Here is a 15,284-nt window from a genome sequence, read left to right as displayed (position 1 = left end):
CTGCACGGACGGCCGTACGAGCACACGGCCGTCCGCAGCAGCACACGAGCGGCACGAGAGACCTCTGAGGGAGAACGCGATGAGCGCACCCGACGGCAGCCCGGTCGGCGCCGAACGCAGCATCGGCCAGCTGGTCGCCTCGGCGACGACCGAATTGTCGGCGCTGGTGCATGACGAGATCGCGCTGGCGAAGGCCCAGCTGAAGCAGGACGTGAAGCGCGGCGCGATGAGCGGCGGCGCCTTCTCGATGGCGGGCGCGGTCCTGGTGTTCTCCCTGCCGATGCTCAACTTCGCGCTCGCGTACGGCATCCGCACCTGGACCCACTGGAACCTGGCGATCTGCTTCGTGCTGTCCTTCGCGGCCAACGTGCTGGTCGCCGGCCTCCTCGCGCTCATCGGCGTGACGTTCGCGAAGAAGGCCAAGCGGGGCCAGGGTCCGCAGAAGGTGGCCGCCTCGATGAAGGAGACGGCGGGCGTCCTCCAGAACGCCAAACCGCACCCGCGCCCCGAGCTGCCCGAGAACCGGGCGCCCGAGGCCATCGAGGCTGTGGCACGCTCGTCGTCATGACGGACCCCGCCGCCCTCTCCCCCGTGCGGATCGACCTCCCGGACGGGACGCCGATCACGCACCGGGACGTCGCCGCCAACGGCGCCCGCTTCCACATCGCCGAGCTGGGTGACGGTCCCCTGGTGCTGCTCCTGCACGGCTTCCCGCAGTTCTGGTGGACGTGGCGGCACCAGCTGGTCGCGCTCGCCGACGCGGGCTACCGGGCGGTGGCGATGGACCTGCGGGGCGTCGGCGGCAGCGACCGCACGCCCCGCGGGTACGACCCCGCCAACCTCGCCCTGGACGTCACCGGGGTGATCCGCTCCCTCGGCGAGCCGGACGCCGCACTGGTCGGCCACGACCTCGGCGGCTACCTGGCGTGGACGGCGGCGGCCATGCGGCCCAAGCTGGTCCGGCGCCTCGCCGTGGTCTCCATGCCGCACCCGCGGCGCTGGCGCGCGGCGATGCTGCGGGACGCCCGGCAGACGGCCGCCAACTCCTACATCTGGGGCTTCCAGCGGCCGTGGCTGCCGGAGCGTCAACTGACCGCCGGCGACGGCGCGCTGGTGGGCCGGCTGATCCGGGACTGGTCCGGGCCGCGACTGCCGGAGGACGCGGACGTGGAGGCGTACCGGCGGGCGATGTGCATCCCCTCCACGGCGCACTGCGCGATCGAGCCGTACCGCTGGCTGGTGCGCTCGCTGGCCCGCCCGGACGGCGTGCAGTTCTACCGCCGGATGAAGCGGCCGGTGCGGGTGCCCACCCTGCATCTGCACGGCTCGCTGGACCCGGTGACGCGCACGCGCAGTGCGGCAGGGTCCGGCGAGTACGTCGAAGCCCCCTACCGCTGGCGGCTGTTCGACGGCCTCGGACACTTCCCGCACGAGGAGGACCCGGCCGCCTTCTCCAGCGAGCTGATCAACTGGCTGAAGGACCCCGAGCCGGACAGGTAGGCCGTACGGCGCCGGACGCCTGCCGCCGCGCCGCCGGAGGGCGCCCGGGGCACGCGATCGCGGAACACCTGTTCCCCGGACGGCCACATGCCCGCCGCATAGGCCAAATAGGGGGCGCGCGGGCGGTTATGGACCTTGGGGCGGGGGCAGACGTCGGGGTATGGGCTGGACGCACGACTACAGTGACGCACCCCGCAACCGCCGCTCGGCCACGGGCCTGAGCACGCCTCAGCGAGGCACCCCGCAACTCGCGGTAGCGGACCCGAGGGTGGGGATCCCGCGCATCCTGCGCCGCCGGGCCCGCTGGGTCTCGGTGCGCCTGCGTCACCCGCGGGGCTGACCACCGCCCCTTCGCCTCACAGGGCGCAGCTGTCCGTACCCACCTGCTGGTTCGCCGTACGCCCCCGCTCGATGTCGGCTTCGATCTCGTCCGCCGTCAGGGCGTAGCCGGTGTCCGCGTCGTCGAGGGACTTGGCGAACACCACGCCGTACACCTTGCCGTCCGGGGTGAGCAGCGGGCCGCCGGAGTTGCCCTGGCGGACGGTGGCGTACAGCGAGTAGACATCGCGGCGGACCGTGCCGCGGTGGTAGATGTCCGGGCCGTTGGCCGTGATGCGCCCGCGCACGCGCGCGGCGCGCACGTCGTACGAGCCGTTCTCCGGGAAGCCCGCCACGATGGCGCCGTCGCCGCCGGCCGCGTCCTCGGTGGTGAACCGGAGCGCGGTCGTCTTCAGGTCCGGTACGTCGAGTACGGCGATGTCGCGCTTCCAGTCGTACAGCACGACCTTGGCGTCGTACTTGCGGCCCTGGCCGCCGATCTGCACCCTCGGCGCGTCGACGCCGCCGACGACGTGCGCGTTGGTCATCACGCGGCGGTCGGCGAAGACGAAGCCGGTGCCCTCCAGGACCTTGCCGCAGCTCTGGGCGGTGCCGGTGACCTTGACGATGGAGCGCTGGGCGCGGAAGGCCACCGGGCTGTTCGCCAGGGCCGGGTCCGGCGGCTGCACGTCCTTGATCGGCTCGTCCGAGAACGGGCTGAAGACCTGCGGGAAGCCGTTCTGCGCGAGGACGGAGGAGAAGTCCGCGAACCAGGTGTCGGCCTGCGCGGGCAGCGCCCGGGACACCCCGAGGAGCACCTTGGAGCTGCGGACCTCCTTGCCGAGCGTCGGCAGCGTCGTACCGGCCAGGGCGGAGCCGATCAGCCAGGCGACCAGGAGCATCGCGACGACGTTGACCAGCGCGCCGCCGGTGGCGTCCAGGGCGCGGGCCGGGGACCAGGTGATGTACCGGCGCAGTTTGTTGCCGAGGTGGGTGGTCAGGGCCTGGCCGACGGAGGCACAGACGATGACGACCACCACGGCCACGACCGCGGCGGTGGTGCCGACCTCCGCCTTGTCGGTCACGGCGTCCCAGATGACGGGCAGCGAGTACACGGCGACGAGCCCGCCGCCCAGGAAGCCGATCACCGACAGGATGCCGACGACGAAGCCCTGGCGGTAACCCACCACCGCGAACCACACGGCCGCGACCAGCAAGAGGATGTCCAGCACGTTCACGTACGACACCCTGTCATGCGTGCCAGTCGAGCGGGACCTGCTTGCGCCGGTCCCAGGGCCGCTCCCAGCCCGCGAAGTGCAGCAGACGGTCGATCACACCGGCGGTGAAGCCCCAGACCAGGGCCGATTCGACCAGGAAGGCCGGGCCGTGGTGGCCGCGAGGGTGGACGGCGGTGGCGCGGTTGGCGGGATCCGTGAGATCCGCCACGGGGACGGTGAAGACCCGCGCGGTCTCGTTCGGGTCGACGACGCCGACCGGGCTGGGCTCGCGCCACCAGCCGAGCACGGGGGTGACGACGAAGCCGCTGACCGGGATGTACAGCCGGGGCAGCACACCGAAGAGCTGCACGCCGGCCGGGTCGAGACCGGTCTCCTCCTCGGCCTCGCGCAGCGCCGCCCGCAGCGGCCCCTCGCCTTGCGGATCGCCGTCCTGTGGATCCAGCGCGCCGCCCGGGAAGGAGGGCTGGCCGGCGTGCGAGCGCAGCGAGCCGGCACGCTCCATGAGCAGCAGCTCGGGGCCGCGCTCGCCGTCGCCGAACAGGATCAGCACGGCCGACTGCCGCCCCGAGCCGTTCTCCGGCGGCAGGAATCGGCTCAGCTGGCGCGGCTCGACCGTCTCGGCGACCCGCACGACGGGGTCCAGCCAGTGGGGCAGACCTTCCTTGCTGAGCGTCACCGGACCGCCCTGAGTGTCGCTTGCCTTCGTCATCGCCACCCCCGTCGCTCTGTCCTCTCCAACGCGCGAGGGCCCCGAGATCGTTCCGTCACGCGGCCCCCAGCGGCGGTGCCGGCCGGCCGCCCGCGTCGAGGTAGGACTGCGGGGGCTTCAGCCGCTGGCCGGGGAACCCGCCCTTCTCGTACTTCAGCAGCTTCTTCGCCTTCTCCGGGTCGGTCTCGCCCTCGCCGTAGGCCGGGCAGAGCGGGGCGATGGGGCAGGCGCCGCAGGCGGGCTTGCGGGCGTGGCAGATCCGGCGGCCGTGCCAGATGACGTGGTGGGACAGGTCCGTCCAGTCGCTCTTCGGGAAGAGCGCGCCGACGGCGGCCTCGATCTTGTCGGGATCGGTCTCCGCGGTCCACTGCCAGCGCCGCACCAGCCGCTGGAAGTGGGTGTCCACGGTGATCCCGGGCCGGCCGAAGGCGTTGCCGAGGACGACGAAAGCGGTCTTGCGGCCGACGCCCGGCAGCTTGACCAGGTCCTCCAGTCTGCCGGGCACCTCGCCGCCGAACTCCTCGGCGAGGGCCTTGGACAGCCCTATCACCGACCGGGTCTTGGCCCGGAAGAAGCCGCAGGGGCGCAGGATCTCCTCCACCTCCTCCGGGTTGGCGGCGGCGAGGTCCTCGGGGGTGGGGTACTTGGCGAACAGCGCCGGGGTGGTCTGGTTGACGCGCAGGTCGGTGGTCTGCGCCGACAGCACGGTGGCGACCACCAGCTGGAAGGGGTTCTCGAAGTCCAGCTCGGGGTGGGCGTACGGATACACCTCGGCCAGCTCGCGGTTGATGCGGCGGGCGCGGCGGACCAGGGCGGTACGGGACTCCCCGGCCGGCGACTCGACGGCGACCTTCCTGACGGCCGCGGCCTCCTTGACCGCCGCACCCTCCTTGACCACCGCGGTCTTCTTGGCCGCTGCGGTCTTCTTGACCGCCGCCGCAGCCTTCTTGGGCGCTGCGGCGGGTTTCTTGGCCGCCGCGGTCTTCTCGGCCGCCGCGGTCTTCTCGGCCGCCGCGGTCTTCTCGGCCGCTGCGGTCTTCTCGGCCGCCGCCGGAGCCTTCTTGGGCGCTGCGGCGGGTTTCTTGGCCGCTGCGGTCTTCTTGGTCACCACGGGAGTCCTTTTAGCCGATTTGCGCGTTTTACTACTTCCTTCGGGAGTGCGTTCGCCCACAGCGGAATCGCGACGTACAACCACCCGCCCAGCCCCCTTGGCCTGTGCTCTCACCGGCGTTTTGGACACCCGGCCAGCCTAGAGCCCGGCACCGGCATCCGCCCCGGACCCGGAAGATCAGCCCCCGATCGGACCCCTGCCGCTTACCCCCGGACACCGGTGCGGCATCCTTGTGACAGATCACACTGTTTGGACCGTCCGGCAAAATGGGGAACACGGTCCCCTGGCACACGGGGGAGCAAGATCCCCTGAGCAGGTCGACAAGGAGAGAACTCGTGGACGACGTTCTGCGGCGCAACCCGCTCTTCGCGGCTCTCGACGACGAGCAGGCCGCGGAGCTTCGCGCCTCCATGAGTGAGGTGACCCTCGCACGCGGCGACTCCCTGTTCCACGAGGGCGACCCCGGGGACCGGCTGTACGTCGTCACCGAAGGCAAGGTCAAGCTGCACCGCACTTCCCCCGACGGCCGCGAGAACATGCTCGCCGTCGTCGGCCCCGGCGAGCTGATCGGTGAGCTGTCGCTGTTCGACCCGGGCCCGCGTACGGCCACCGCGACCGCGCTGACCGAGGTCAAGCTGCTCGGTCTCGGCCACGGCGACCTCCAGCCCTGGCTGAACGCCCGCCCGGAGGTGGCCGGCGCCCTGCTGCGCGCCGTCGCCCGCCGGCTGCGCAAGACCAACGACGCCATGTCCGACCTGGTCTTCTCCGACGTCCCCGGCCGGGTGGCGCGCGCCCTGCTGGACCTCTCCCGCCGCTTCGGCGTGCAGTCCGAAGAGGGCATCCACGTCGTCCACGACCTCACCCAGGAGGAGCTCGCCCAGCTGGTCGGCGCCTCCCGCGAGACCGTGAACAAGGCACTGGCGGACTTCGCCCAGCGCGGATGGCTGCGCCTGGAGGCGCGGGCCGTGATCCTGCTGGACGTCGAGAGGCTCGCCAAGCGGTCCCGCTGACCGCCCCCGGGGGCCGCCACCGGCGCGCCCCCGGCCACGGCCGTCACCGGTGCCCCGTGCGGACGGCGCGCCGACGGCCGGCCCCGGCGCGGCACGGTGGGCGTGCGCCCGGACCAGCCCGGACTAGATCAGCCCGTGCTCGCTGAGGTAGTCCAGCTGGGCCCGTACCGACAGCTCCGCCGCCGGCCACAGCGAACGGTCCACGTCGGCGTACACGTGGGCGACGACCTCGGCCGGGGTGCGGTGACCGTCCTCGACCGCGGTCTCCACCTGGGCCAGCCGGTGGGCCCGGTGGGCGAGGTAGAACTCGACGGCACCCTGGGCGTCCTCCAGGACCGGCCCGTGACCCGGCAGGACCGTGTGCACGCCGTCGTCCACCGTCAGGGAGCGCAGCCGGCGCAGGGAGTCCAGGTAGTCCCCGAGACGGCCGTCGGGGTGCGCCACGACCGTCGTACCGCGCCCGAGGACGGTGTCGCCGGTCAGCACCGCCCGGTCGGCCGGGAGATGGAAGGACAGCGAGTCCGCCGTGTGCCCGGGGGTCGGTACGACCCTCAGCTCCAGGCCGCCCACGGTGATCACGTCGCCGGCTGCCAGGCCCTCGTCGCCGAGCCGGAGCGCCGGGTCGAGGGCACGCACGCGCGTACCGGTCAGCTCGGCGAAACGGCCGGCGCCCTCGGCGTGGTCGGGGTGGCCGTGGGTGAGCAGGGTCAGGGCCACGCGCTTGCCCGCCCGCTCGGCCACGTCCACGACGTTGCGCAGGTGGCCGTCGTCCAGCGGGCCCGGATCGATCACCACGGCCAGGTCGGAGTCCGGCTCGGCGACGATCCAGGTGTTCGTGCCGTCCAGGGTCATCGCGGAGGCGTTGGGCGCGAGGACGTTGACCGTCCGCTCGGTGGCCGGGCCGGTCAGGGCCCCGCCCCGGGGCTGGCCAGGCAGGACGCTTGCGTCGGTCATGCGGGGCCTCCACCGGTCGTCTCGGCGGTCACGGGAGCGGTCGGGACGTGCTTGGTGAACTCGTCGTGCCCGGGCCAGGACAGGACGATCTCGCCGTCCAGCAGGCGGGCGCGGGCGATCACCGGGGTCATGTCGCGCGCGGGCGCGGCGGCCAGCGCCTCGGCGGCGGTGCCGTAGGGCACCAGCTGGCGCAGGGTGGCGATGGTGGGCGGCATCATCAGCAGCTCGCCCCGGTCGTACCCGGCGGCGGCCTCGGCGGGACGGATCCAGACCGTGCGGTCGGCCTCCGTGGAGGCGTTCCGGGTGCGCTGGCCCTGCGGGAGGGCGGCCACGAAGAACCAGGTGTCGTAGCGGCGGGCCTCGAACTCCGGGGTGATCCAGCGGGTCCAGGCGCCCAGCAGGTCGGCGCGGAGCACCAGGCCGCGGCGGTCGAGGAACTCGGCGAACGACAGCTCGCGCGCGACCAGGGCCGCGCGGTCGGCCTCCCAGTCCGCGCCGGTGGTGTCACCGACGACCGAGTCCGGGTCGGGCCCGGCGAGCAGGACGCCGGCCTCCTCGTAGGTCTCCCGCACGGCCGCGCAGACGATCGCCTGGGCGCCCGCCTCGTCGACGCCCAGCCGCTTCGCCCACCACGCGCGCGCGGGGCCCGCCCAGCGGATCTGCCGGTCGTCGTCACGCGGGTCGACACCGCCCCCCGGATACGCGTACGCGCCTCCGGCGAAGGCCATGGAGGCGCGTCTGCGCAGCATGTGGACGGCCGGGCCGTCCGGGGTGTCCTTCAGGAGCAGCACGGTGGCCGCGCGCCTGGGGGTCACAGGGGTGAGGGTGCCGTCCGCGAGCGCGCGGATGCGGTCCGGCCACTCGGGGGGATACCACTGACCGTTCGCCATGGCCGGAGGCTATCCCGTATAGGGCGAATGTTCGAGAGGTGCCCGGGGCGGCCGGCGGGACGGCGGTGGCCTACGGGGCGAGCTCCACCTGGATCTCGACCTCGACCGGCGCGTCCAGCGGCAGGACCGCGACACCGACCGCGCTGCGGGCGTGTACGCCCTTGTCGCCGAGGACCTCGCCGAGCAGTTCGCTCGCGCCGTTGACGACCCCGGGCTGCCCGGTGAAGTCGGCCGCCGAGGCGACGAAGCCGACGACCTTCACCACGCGCGCGATGCGGTCCAGGTCACCGGCGACGGACTTCACGGCGGCGAGGGCGTTCAGCGCACAGGTGCGGGCCAGGTCCTTGGCCTCCTCCGGCGTGACCTCGGCGCCCACCTTGCCGGTGACCGGCAGCTTGCCCTCGACCATCGGCAGCTGGCCGGCGGTGTAGACGTACACGCCGGACCGCACCGCCGGCTGGTACGAGGCCAGCGGCGGGACGACCTCCGGCAGGGTCAGGCCCAGTTCGGCCAGCTTGGCCTCGACCGTGCTCACGACTGCTTCTCCTGCTTCTCCCGCTTCAGGTAGGCCACGAGCGATTCCGGGTTCGGCCCGGGCACGACCTGGACGAGCTCGTAGCCCTGGTCGCCCCAGCTGTCCAGGATCTGCTTCGTGGCGTGGATGAGCAGCGGCACGGTCTGGTATTCCCACTTCTTGGTCATGGGGCGACTGTAGCCGCTGCGGCCCGGGGGTCCGGCGGCCCACCACGGCCCGTTATCCACAGCCTCCCGCGTGACCGCCGGCCGGACTGGTTAGGCTCGAAGGCGTGAGCAGGCTCCAGGTCGTCAGCGGCAAGGGCGGGACCGGAAAGACGACGGTCGCCGCCGCACTCGCGCTGGCCCTCGCGACCGAGGGGAAGCGGACGCTTCTCGTAGAGGTCGAGGGTCGCCAGGGCATCGCGCAGCTCTTCGAAACCGAGGCGCTGCCCTATGAGGAACGGAAGATCGCGGTCGCTCCGGGCGGCGGGGAGGTGTACGCACTCGCCATCGATCCGGAACTGGCCCTTCTGGACTATCTCCAGATGTTCTACAAGCTGGGCGGCGCGGGCCGGGCCCTGAAGAAGCTCGGCGCGATCGACTTCGCCACCACCATCGCGCCCGGTCTCAGAGACGTCCTGCTGACCGGCAAGGCGTGCGAGGCGGTGCGCCGCAAGGACCGCTCCGGGCGGTTCGCGTACGACTACGTCGTCATGGACGCCCCGCCGACCGGCCGCATCACCCGCTTCCTGAACGTCAACGACGAGGTGGCGGGCCTCGCCAAGATCGGCCCGATACACAATCAGGCGCAGGCCGTCATGCGGGTGCTGAAGTCGCCGGAGACGGCTGTGCACCTGGTGACGCTGCTGGAGGAGATGCCGGTCCAGGAGACGGCCGACGGCATCGCCGAACTGCGCGCGGCCCGGTTGCCGGTGGGCAGGGTCATCGTGAACATGGTCCGGCCGGAGGTGTTGGACGCGGCCGACCTGGAACTCGTACGGACCGTGGATCGTTCATCGGTGGCACAGGCGCTCTCGACGGCCGGTCTGGGCGGGGCCCGGCGGGGCGGGAACGCCGAGAAGCTGGTGGACCCGCTGCTGGAGCAGGCCGCGGAGTACGCCGAGCGGTACGCGCTGGAGCAGGAGCAGCGCGCGGCCCTCGGTGAACTGGGTCTGCCGCTGAACGAACTGCCGTTGCTCGCCGAGGGCATGGACCTCGCGGGCCTGTACGAACTCGCCACCGAGCTGCGAAGGCAGGGGTTGTCATGAGCGCGGACCGGGCAGAGGCGCGGGAGGCCCCCGAGGGGCGGGAAGGCTCCGAGGGGCGGGGGCCGGCCGAGGCACAGGAGACGGCCCGTCGCCTGGCCCCCGTGCGCGCGCTCGACGTCGATCGGCTGCTGGACGACCCCAAGACGCGGATCGTGGTGTGCTGCGGCTCCGGCGGGGTCGGCAAGACGACGACCGCGGCGGCCCTGGGACTCAGGGCGGCCGAGCGGGGCCGCAAGGTGGTCGTCCTCACCATCGACCCGGCCAGGAGGCTGGCCCAGTCGATGGGCATCGACTCCCTCGACAACGTCCCGCGCAGGGTGAAGGGCACCGAGGGCGACGGCGAACTGCACGCCATGATGCTCGACATGAAGCGGACCTTCGACGAGGTCGTGGAGGCGCACGCGGACCCGCAGCGGGCCGCGGCCATCCTGGCGAACCCCTTCTACCAGTCGCTCTCGGCGGGCTTCGCGGGCACGCAGGAGTACATGGCGATGGAGAAGCTGGGCCAGCTGCGGGCGAGGGACGAGTGGGACCTGATCGTGGTCGACACCCCGCCGTCCCGCTCGGCGCTGGACTTCCTGGACGCCCCCAAGCGGCTCGGCTCCTTCCTCGACGGCCGGCTCATCCGCCTGCTGACCGCTCCGGCGAAGCTCGGCGGCCGCGCGGGCATGGCCTTCCTGAACGTCGGCATGTCGATGATGACCGGCACGCTGGGCAAACTGCTGGGCGGTCAGCTGCTCAAGGACGTCCAGACGTTCGTCTCCGCGATGGACACCACCTTCGGTGGTTTCCGTACGCGCGCGGACGCCACGTACAAGCTGCTCCAGGCACCGGGCACGGCGTTCCTGGTGGTCGCGGCCCCGGAGCGGGACGCACTGCGCGAGGCGGCGTACTTCGTGGAGCGGCTGGCCGCGGAGGACATGCCTCTGGTGGGGCTGGTGCTCAACCGGGTGCACGGCAGCGGCGCGGGCCGGCTGTCGGCCGAGCGGGCGCTCGCCGCCGCGGAAAATCTTGAGGACCCCCGCATTGTGGATCAGGGGGGCGGGAAAGCTGGACTTCGTAACTCTCCCGACACGTACGGCAGTTCACAATCTCCCGCATCCGAGGCCGCAGCCGCCGCTCCCGAAGAAGGCTCCCCCGCCGACACGGAGCACTCCGTCGACCGGCTCACCGCGGGCCTGCTGAGACTGCACGCCGACCGCATGCAGCTGCTCTCGCGTGAGCAGCGCACGCGTGACCGCTTCACCGCCCGCCACCCCGAGGTGGCGGTGGTCGAAGTACCGGCCCTGCCCGGCGACGTCCACGACCTGGCGGGCCTGCGTGACATCGGAGACCGGCTGGCGACCGGGCGGCCGGGGCACGCGTAGACACGCACGGGACACCCAGGGCTCGCCGAGCCGGGCACAGAGCTCGCCGAGCCGGGCACAGCATCCGCTGAGCCGGGCACAGGATCCGCCGAGCCGGGTGCGTCGGCCCGCGCGGGTCTCGCGGAGGCGCGTACGCAGTGGCCGTGGGCGCCGCTGGTGGGACACGCACGCGCGCGAGCGGGGGGCGTGGGCGCCGTCCGCGGCGGACGCCCCGGGCACGCACGCGGCGGGTGTCGGTACGTACGCGTGGGCGAGCACCCTCGAACGGTCTTGCCGGGGTGATGTGCCGCCGCGGTGTGCCGGAGGGGGCCCTCAGCTCACCGCCGCGTAGTTCTCGTACACCTCGTCGTTGTCGAGCGGTACGATCCCGGCGCCCCGCTCGTACTCCGAGCGGGCGGTCTCCAGCAGCCTCCGCCACGAGGTCACGGTGGGCCGCCGGCGCAGCAGTGCGCGCCGCTCCCGTTCCGTCATGCCTCCCCACACGCCGAACTCCACACGGTTGTCCAGCGCGTCCGCCAGGCACTCGGTGCGTACCGGGCATCCGGTGCACACCGCCTTGGCCCTGTTCTGCGCTGCTCCCTGAACGAACAGTTCATCCGGATCGGTAGTGCGGCAGGCAGCCTGCGCACTCCAGTCGGTTACCCAGCCCATACCGGCGCCGTCCTCTCCCGAATCGAGGCTCCCCCACGGCGGCAGCGGCATATTCACCGCCGCCAGTTGAGGACGTTACGGAAGGTGGGGACAGCGCAACACCCCCTTCGGGCCCAATCTTGAATGGCCCGAACGGACTATGGGTAAGCGGCAGATCACCCGCGGGAGTGACCGTGCGACATGCCCGACCTTCCCGGCGAACCAGGACAGTCGTGGTACGTCACATCGGGCGCCACGTGACACACGAGGCGGATTCGGGCACGTCACCCTCAGGAAACAGGCCCGCTCCCCGACGATTTCGGGCTCCGTCCGGAACGATGCGGGGTCGCCGGACGTATGGATACGTGACCGCACTGCTGTGACAGTTGAGAGCAGCTTAGGCCAAGGCCTGCGCGCGTGTCCGGCGAATGGGAACGCAGACCCGGCGCTTTGCCGTGCCGTGACGCGGTCGCTCCTTAGGAACGCTCAACAGTACGGATTAGGCTGCCCCCATGCCAAAGAAGCGCTCGGGCGGTGGCCTCTCGCCCATGCAGCAGGCCGCCAAGTTCCTCGGTGTCAGTGTGCTCGCCGGGGCGGTGATGGCGGGCATCGCGCTGCCTGCTGCCGGCGCGCTGGGTCTCGCGGCCAAGGGCTCGGTCAAGGGATTCGACGAGATCCCGGCCAACCTCAAGAGTCCCCAGCTCAGCCAGCGCACGACCATCCTGGACAACCAGGGCAACCAGATCGCGACCGTCTACTCCCGCGACCGTACGGTGGTCGACCTCGCGGACATCTCGCCGTACATGCAGAAGGCGATCGTCGCGATCGAGGACTCGCGCTTCTACAAGCACGGCGCGATCGACCTCAAGGGCGTACTGCGCGCCCTGAACAAGAACGCGCAGAGCGGCGGGGTCGCGCAGGGCGCCTCCACGCTCACCCAGCAGCTGGTGAAGAACTACTTCGTCGAGGAGGCCGGCGACGACCCGACGAAGGTCGCCGAGGCCACCCAGCAGACCCTCGGCCGCAAGATCCGCGAGCTGAAGTACGCGATCCAGATCGAGGAGAAGCTCGGCAAGAAGAAGATCCTCGAGAACTACCTGAACATCACCTTCTTCGGTGAGCAGGCCTACGGCGTCGAGGCCGCCTCCCAGCGCTACTTCTCCAAGCACGCCAAGGACCTGAACCTGCAGGAATCGGCGCTGCTGGCCGGCATCGTGCAGTCCCCGAGCCGGTACGACCCGGTCAACGACGAGGCCGAGGCCACCAAGCGGCGCAACACCGTCCTCCAGCGCATGGCCGAGGTCGGCGACATCTCCCAGCGGGAGGCCGACGAGGCCAAGGAGAAGCCGCTCGGCCTGCACACCAGCCGCCCCAAGAACGGCTGCATCACCGCGGTGAAGGGCGCCGGCTTCTTCTGCGACTACGTCCGCCAGGTCGTCCTCACCGACCCGGTCTTCGGCAAGACCAAGGAGCAGCGGGCCAAGCTCTGGAACCGGGGCGGTCTGACGATCCGTACGACGCTCGACCCGCAGGCGCAGCGGTCCGCGCAGGCATCCATCAAGGACCACGTCTACAAGAGCGACGCGGTGGCGACCGCCGCGACCATCGTCCAGCCCGGCACCGGCAAGATCCTCGCCATGGGCCAGTCCCGCCCGTACGGCGTCAACGTCAAGAACGACGAGACGACGATCAACCTGTCCGTGAACCAGGACATGGGCGGCGGCGCGGGCTACCAGCCCGGGTCCACGTTCAAGCCGATCGTCGCCGCGGCGGCCGTCGAGGGCGGCAAGCCCGCGACGCAGGAGTACTCCTCGCCGTACGAGATGCCGTACCCGAGCCCGATCTCCGCCTGCGACGGCAAGCTGTGGCGCAACGACCCGAACCGGCCGGCCAAGCTGAAGAACGAGAACGAGTCGGAGCGCGGCCCGTACGGCATGGCCGAGGCCACGGCCAAGTCGGTCAACACCTACTACGTGCAGATGATCAGCGACATCGGCATCTGCCCGGTCATCGACATGGCCAAGAAGATGGGCGTGGCGCGCGCGGACGGCCGCAAGATCGACCAGGCGCCGTCGATCGCCCTCGGCACCCAGGAGATGTCGCCGCTGACGATGGCGAACGCGTACGCCACCTTCGCCTCGCGCGGCATGTACTGCACCCCGGTCGCCATCGAGTCGATCACCCAGAAGGCCGGCAGCGAGCAGAAGTCCCTGGAGGTGCCGAAGTCGACCTGCTCGCGGGCGATGTCGGAGACCACCGCCGACACGATCAGCACCCTGCTGAAGGGCGTGGTCGAGGACGGCACGGGCCAGGAGGCCGGACTCGGCGGCCGCGCGAGCGCGGGCAAGACGGGTACGACGGACGAGCGCTACGCGGCCTGGTTCGTCGGCTACACCCCGAACATGGCGGGCGCGGTCTGGGTCGGCGACCCGCAGCACAAGCGGAAGATGATCAACATCACCATCGGCGGCGTCCCGCACGCCAAGGTCTACGGCGGTGAGGTCCCCGGCCCCATCTGGCGCGACATGATGACCGGCGCGCTGGAGGGCAAGCCCGCTCCCGAGTTCAACCTGATCGACATCCCGGACGGGGATGATCAGGGAAAAGGCGACCGGGGGTGGGACGACGGGAGGAACGGGGACGGGACCAGCGGGAACACGACGGGTCAGGTGATCGGCGGACTGATCGGCGGCCTGACGGACGGGGGAACGACGGACGGCACAACGGGTGACGCGACCACCGGCGGCATCGGCGGCGCGTTCCCGACCCCGACGTTCACCATCCCCGAGAACCTGATCCAGGGCCCGGGGAACGGCGGGAACAACGGGAACGGCATCGGGGGCGGGCGGGGGTAGCGCCGCTGCCATCGGGGCGGGCGGAGGAGCACCGCTGGGGGCTGGGCCGGGGAGCGCTCCCTGGGCCGGCCGGCCGCTCACTCGCTCGGCTGCTCACTCGCTCGGCTGCTCACTCGCTCGGCTGCTCACTATGACGGCGACGGCGGGGCCGCATCTCGGAGGTTTCCCGAGTGCGGCCCCGCCGTCGTCGTGCGAGCGCTGGTTCCCGGGGCGGGGTGGCTGCTCAGCCCTGGAACTGCGGGCGGTGCTCAGTCCTCGGCGGCGGCCGGCTGATCGGCACTGCCGCGGCGTGCGGCTGATCGCCACTGCCGCGGCGGGCGGCTGGTCAGCACTGCCGCAGTGAGTGGCCGCTCAGTGCTGGAGCAGCTTCTTCACCACGGCAGATGGCTCTCAGTCCTGGAGCAGCTTCTTCACCACGGCGGACGGCTCTCAGCCCTGGAGCAGCTTCTTCACCGCGGCGGCGACGCGGCCGCCCTCGGCCAGGCCGGCCACCTTCGGGTTCACGATCTTCATGACGGCGCCCATGGCCCGCGGCCCCTCGGCACCGGCCGCCCGGGCCTCCTCGACGGCCTGGGCCACGATCGCGGTCAGCTCCTCGTCGGACAGCTGCTTGGGCAGGTACTCGGCGAGCACCACACCCTCCGCCTTCTCCCGCTCGGCCTGCTCGGCACGACCACCCTTGGCGAACGCATCGGCCGCCTCACGCCGCTTCTTCGCCTCACGGGTGATCACCTTGAGAACCTCGTCGTCGGAAAGCTCCCGCTTCTCCGTGCCCGCGACCTCCTCCTTGGTGATCGCGGCGAGCGTCAGCCGGAGCGTGGAGGAGCGGAGCTCGTCGCGCTCCTTGATCGCGGCGTTGAGGTCGTCGTGCAGCTTCGACTTGAGCGTGGTGGTCATGCGCTCGATTGTCGCAGGTAC

The 15,284-nt window shown here is 71.7% G+C and carries 16 protein-coding genes; 7 read left to right on the top strand and 9 right to left on the bottom strand.

The window, feature by feature from the left end; genetic code table 11:
- Positions 1 to 79 precede the first annotated feature (79 nt).
- The 3 genes from ABZ576_RS17000 to ABZ576_RS16990 all read left to right on the top strand — a co-directional run bounded on the left by ABZ576_RS17000 (position 80) and on the right by ABZ576_RS16990 (position 1,840).
- Positions 80 to 568, top strand: coding sequence for a phage holin family protein (locus ABZ576_RS17000; RefSeq protein WP_360740868.1), 489 nt, complete (start codon positions 80 to 82; stop codon positions 566 to 568).
- Positions 565 to 1,500 carry an alpha/beta hydrolase gene (locus ABZ576_RS16995; protein ID WP_360740866.1) on the top strand — a complete coding sequence of 312 codons (936 nt, stop codon included), beginning with the start codon at positions 565 to 567 and terminating at the stop codon, positions 1,498 to 1,500. Before ABZ576_RS17000 ends, ABZ576_RS16995 begins: the two co-directional genes overlap by 4 nt.
- A 160-nt stretch (positions 1,501 to 1,660) precedes the next feature.
- Complete coding sequence (locus ABZ576_RS16990; protein ID WP_243769254.1) at positions 1,661 to 1,840, top strand: hypothetical protein; 180 nt, start codon at positions 1,661 to 1,663, stop codon at positions 1,838 to 1,840.
- A 16-nt stretch (positions 1,841 to 1,856) separates the two neighbouring features.
- On the opposite strand, the gene ABZ576_RS16985 is transcribed toward ABZ576_RS16990, so the two are convergent.
- Genes ABZ576_RS16985 through nth form a run of 3 tightly spaced genes read right to left on the bottom strand, consistent with a single transcriptional unit; the run spans position 1,857 to position 4,876 of the window.
- Positions 1,857 to 3,056, bottom strand: a complete 1,200-nt coding sequence (locus ABZ576_RS16985; protein ID WP_360740864.1) for a MarP family serine protease — start codon at positions 3,054 to 3,056, stop codon at positions 1,857 to 1,859.
- Between the two features lie 13 nt (positions 3,057 to 3,069).
- Positions 3,070 to 3,765 carry a CoA pyrophosphatase gene (locus tag ABZ576_RS16980; RefSeq protein WP_360740862.1) on the bottom strand — a complete coding sequence of 232 codons (696 nt, stop codon included), beginning with the start codon at positions 3,763 to 3,765 and terminating at the stop codon, positions 3,070 to 3,072.
- 55 nt (positions 3,766 to 3,820) lie between these two features.
- Entirely contained in the window at positions 3,821 to 4,876 is a 1,056-nt protein-coding gene (gene nth / locus ABZ576_RS16975; RefSeq protein ID WP_360740860.1) for an endonuclease III, read from the bottom strand.
- Between the two features lie 335 nt (positions 4,877 to 5,211).
- On the opposite strand from nth, the gene ABZ576_RS16970 reads away from it, so the two are divergent.
- Positions 5,212 to 5,886, top strand: a complete 675-nt coding sequence (locus ABZ576_RS16970; protein WP_014674022.1) for a Crp/Fnr family transcriptional regulator — start codon at positions 5,212 to 5,214, stop codon at positions 5,884 to 5,886.
- A gap of 123 nt (positions 5,887 to 6,009) precedes the next feature.
- Here the strand turns inward: ABZ576_RS16970 and ABZ576_RS16965 are convergent, their stop codons facing one another.
- The 4 genes from ABZ576_RS16965 to ABZ576_RS16950 all read right to left on the bottom strand — a co-directional run bounded on the left by ABZ576_RS16965 (position 6,010) and on the right by ABZ576_RS16950 (position 8,432).
- On the bottom strand, positions 6,010 to 6,840 hold the full coding sequence (locus ABZ576_RS16965) for an MBL fold metallo-hydrolase (RefSeq protein ID WP_360740858.1): 831 nt from the start codon (positions 6,838 to 6,840) through the stop codon (positions 6,010 to 6,012).
- Positions 6,837 to 7,730, bottom strand: coding sequence for an NUDIX hydrolase (locus ABZ576_RS16960; RefSeq protein WP_360740856.1), 894 nt, complete (start codon positions 7,728 to 7,730; stop codon positions 6,837 to 6,839). Before ABZ576_RS16960 ends, ABZ576_RS16965 begins: the two co-directional genes overlap by 4 nt.
- A 70-nt stretch (positions 7,731 to 7,800) precedes the next feature.
- Positions 7,801 to 8,265: a RidA family protein gene (locus ABZ576_RS16955; protein ID WP_360740854.1), complete on the bottom strand. Its 465-nt coding sequence runs from the start codon at positions 8,263 to 8,265 to the stop codon at positions 7,801 to 7,803.
- Positions 8,262 to 8,432 (bottom strand): hypothetical protein, encoded by a 171-nt coding sequence (locus ABZ576_RS16950; RefSeq protein ID WP_360740852.1) that lies wholly within the window; start codon positions 8,430 to 8,432, stop codon positions 8,262 to 8,264. Before ABZ576_RS16950 ends, ABZ576_RS16955 begins: the two co-directional genes overlap by 4 nt.
- A gap of 104 nt (positions 8,433 to 8,536) precedes the next feature.
- On the opposite strand from ABZ576_RS16950, the gene ABZ576_RS16945 reads away from it, so the two are divergent.
- A complete protein-coding gene (locus ABZ576_RS16945; protein WP_360740850.1) occupies positions 8,537 to 9,514 on the top strand; it encodes an ArsA-related P-loop ATPase in 978 nt (325 codons plus the stop codon).
- A complete protein-coding gene (locus ABZ576_RS16940; protein ID WP_360740848.1) occupies positions 9,511 to 10,881 on the top strand; it encodes an ArsA-related P-loop ATPase in 1,371 nt (456 codons plus the stop codon). Before ABZ576_RS16945 ends, ABZ576_RS16940 begins: the two co-directional genes overlap by 4 nt.
- A 312-nt stretch (positions 10,882 to 11,193) precedes the next feature.
- Here the strand turns inward: ABZ576_RS16940 and wblA are convergent, their stop codons facing one another.
- Entirely contained in the window at positions 11,194 to 11,532 is a 339-nt protein-coding gene (gene wblA / locus ABZ576_RS16935; RefSeq protein ID WP_018547931.1) for a transcriptional regulator WblA, read from the bottom strand.
- Between the two features lie 491 nt (positions 11,533 to 12,023).
- On the opposite strand from wblA, the gene ABZ576_RS16930 reads away from it, so the two are divergent.
- A complete protein-coding gene (locus ABZ576_RS16930) occupies positions 12,024 to 14,366 on the top strand; it encodes a transglycosylase domain-containing protein (protein ID WP_360740846.1) in 2,343 nt (780 codons plus the stop codon).
- A 429-nt stretch (positions 14,367 to 14,795) separates the two neighbouring features.
- Here the strand turns inward: ABZ576_RS16930 and ABZ576_RS16925 are convergent, their stop codons facing one another.
- Complete coding sequence (locus ABZ576_RS16925; protein ID WP_360740844.1) at positions 14,796 to 15,263, bottom strand: GatB/YqeY domain-containing protein; 468 nt, start codon at positions 15,261 to 15,263, stop codon at positions 14,796 to 14,798.
- Positions 15,264 to 15,284: the final 21 nt, after the last annotated feature.

This window comes from Streptomyces sp. NPDC013455 (assembly GCF_040632975.1).
Lineage (GTDB): Bacteria > Actinomycetota > Actinomycetes > Streptomycetales > Streptomycetaceae > Streptomyces.
Note: the sequence above shows the minus strand (reverse complement) of the source record. Positions and strands in the feature narration are given on the sequence as shown.

Bases quoted from the DNA above. Each gene is read 5' to 3' on its own strand.
- ABZ576_RS17000 (WP_360740868.1), top strand. From the start codon at position 80: ATGAGCGCACCCGACGGCAGCCCGGTCGGCGCCGAACGCAGCATCGGC.
- ABZ576_RS16995 (WP_360740866.1), top strand. From the start codon at position 565: ATGACGGACCCCGCCGCCCTCTCCCCCGTGCGGATCGACCTCCCGGAC.
- ABZ576_RS16990 (WP_243769254.1), top strand. From the start codon at position 1,661: ATGGGCTGGACGCACGACTACAGTGACGCACCCCGCAACCGCCGCTCG.
- ABZ576_RS16980 (WP_360740862.1), bottom strand. From the start codon at position 3,765: ATGACGAAGGCAAGCGACACTCAGGGCGGTCCGGTGACGCTCAGCAAG.
- ABZ576_RS16965 (WP_360740858.1), bottom strand. From the start codon at position 6,840: ATGACCGACGCAAGCGTCCTGCCTGGCCAGCCCCGGGGCGGGGCCCTG.
- ABZ576_RS16960 (WP_360740856.1), bottom strand. From the start codon at position 7,730: ATGGCGAACGGTCAGTGGTATCCCCCCGAGTGGCCGGACCGCATCCGC.
- ABZ576_RS16950 (WP_360740852.1), bottom strand. From the start codon at position 8,432: ATGACCAAGAAGTGGGAATACCAGACCGTGCCGCTGCTCATCCACGCC.
- ABZ576_RS16940 (WP_360740848.1), top strand. From the start codon at position 9,511: ATGAGCGCGGACCGGGCAGAGGCGCGGGAGGCCCCCGAGGGGCGGGAA.
- wblA (WP_018547931.1), bottom strand. From the start codon at position 11,532: ATGGGCTGGGTAACCGACTGGAGTGCGCAGGCTGCCTGCCGCACTACC.
- ABZ576_RS16930 (WP_360740846.1), top strand. From the start codon at position 12,024: ATGCCAAAGAAGCGCTCGGGCGGTGGCCTCTCGCCCATGCAGCAGGCC.
- ABZ576_RS16925 (WP_360740844.1), bottom strand. From the start codon at position 15,263: ATGACCACCACGCTCAAGTCGAAGCTGCACGACGACCTCAACGCCGCG.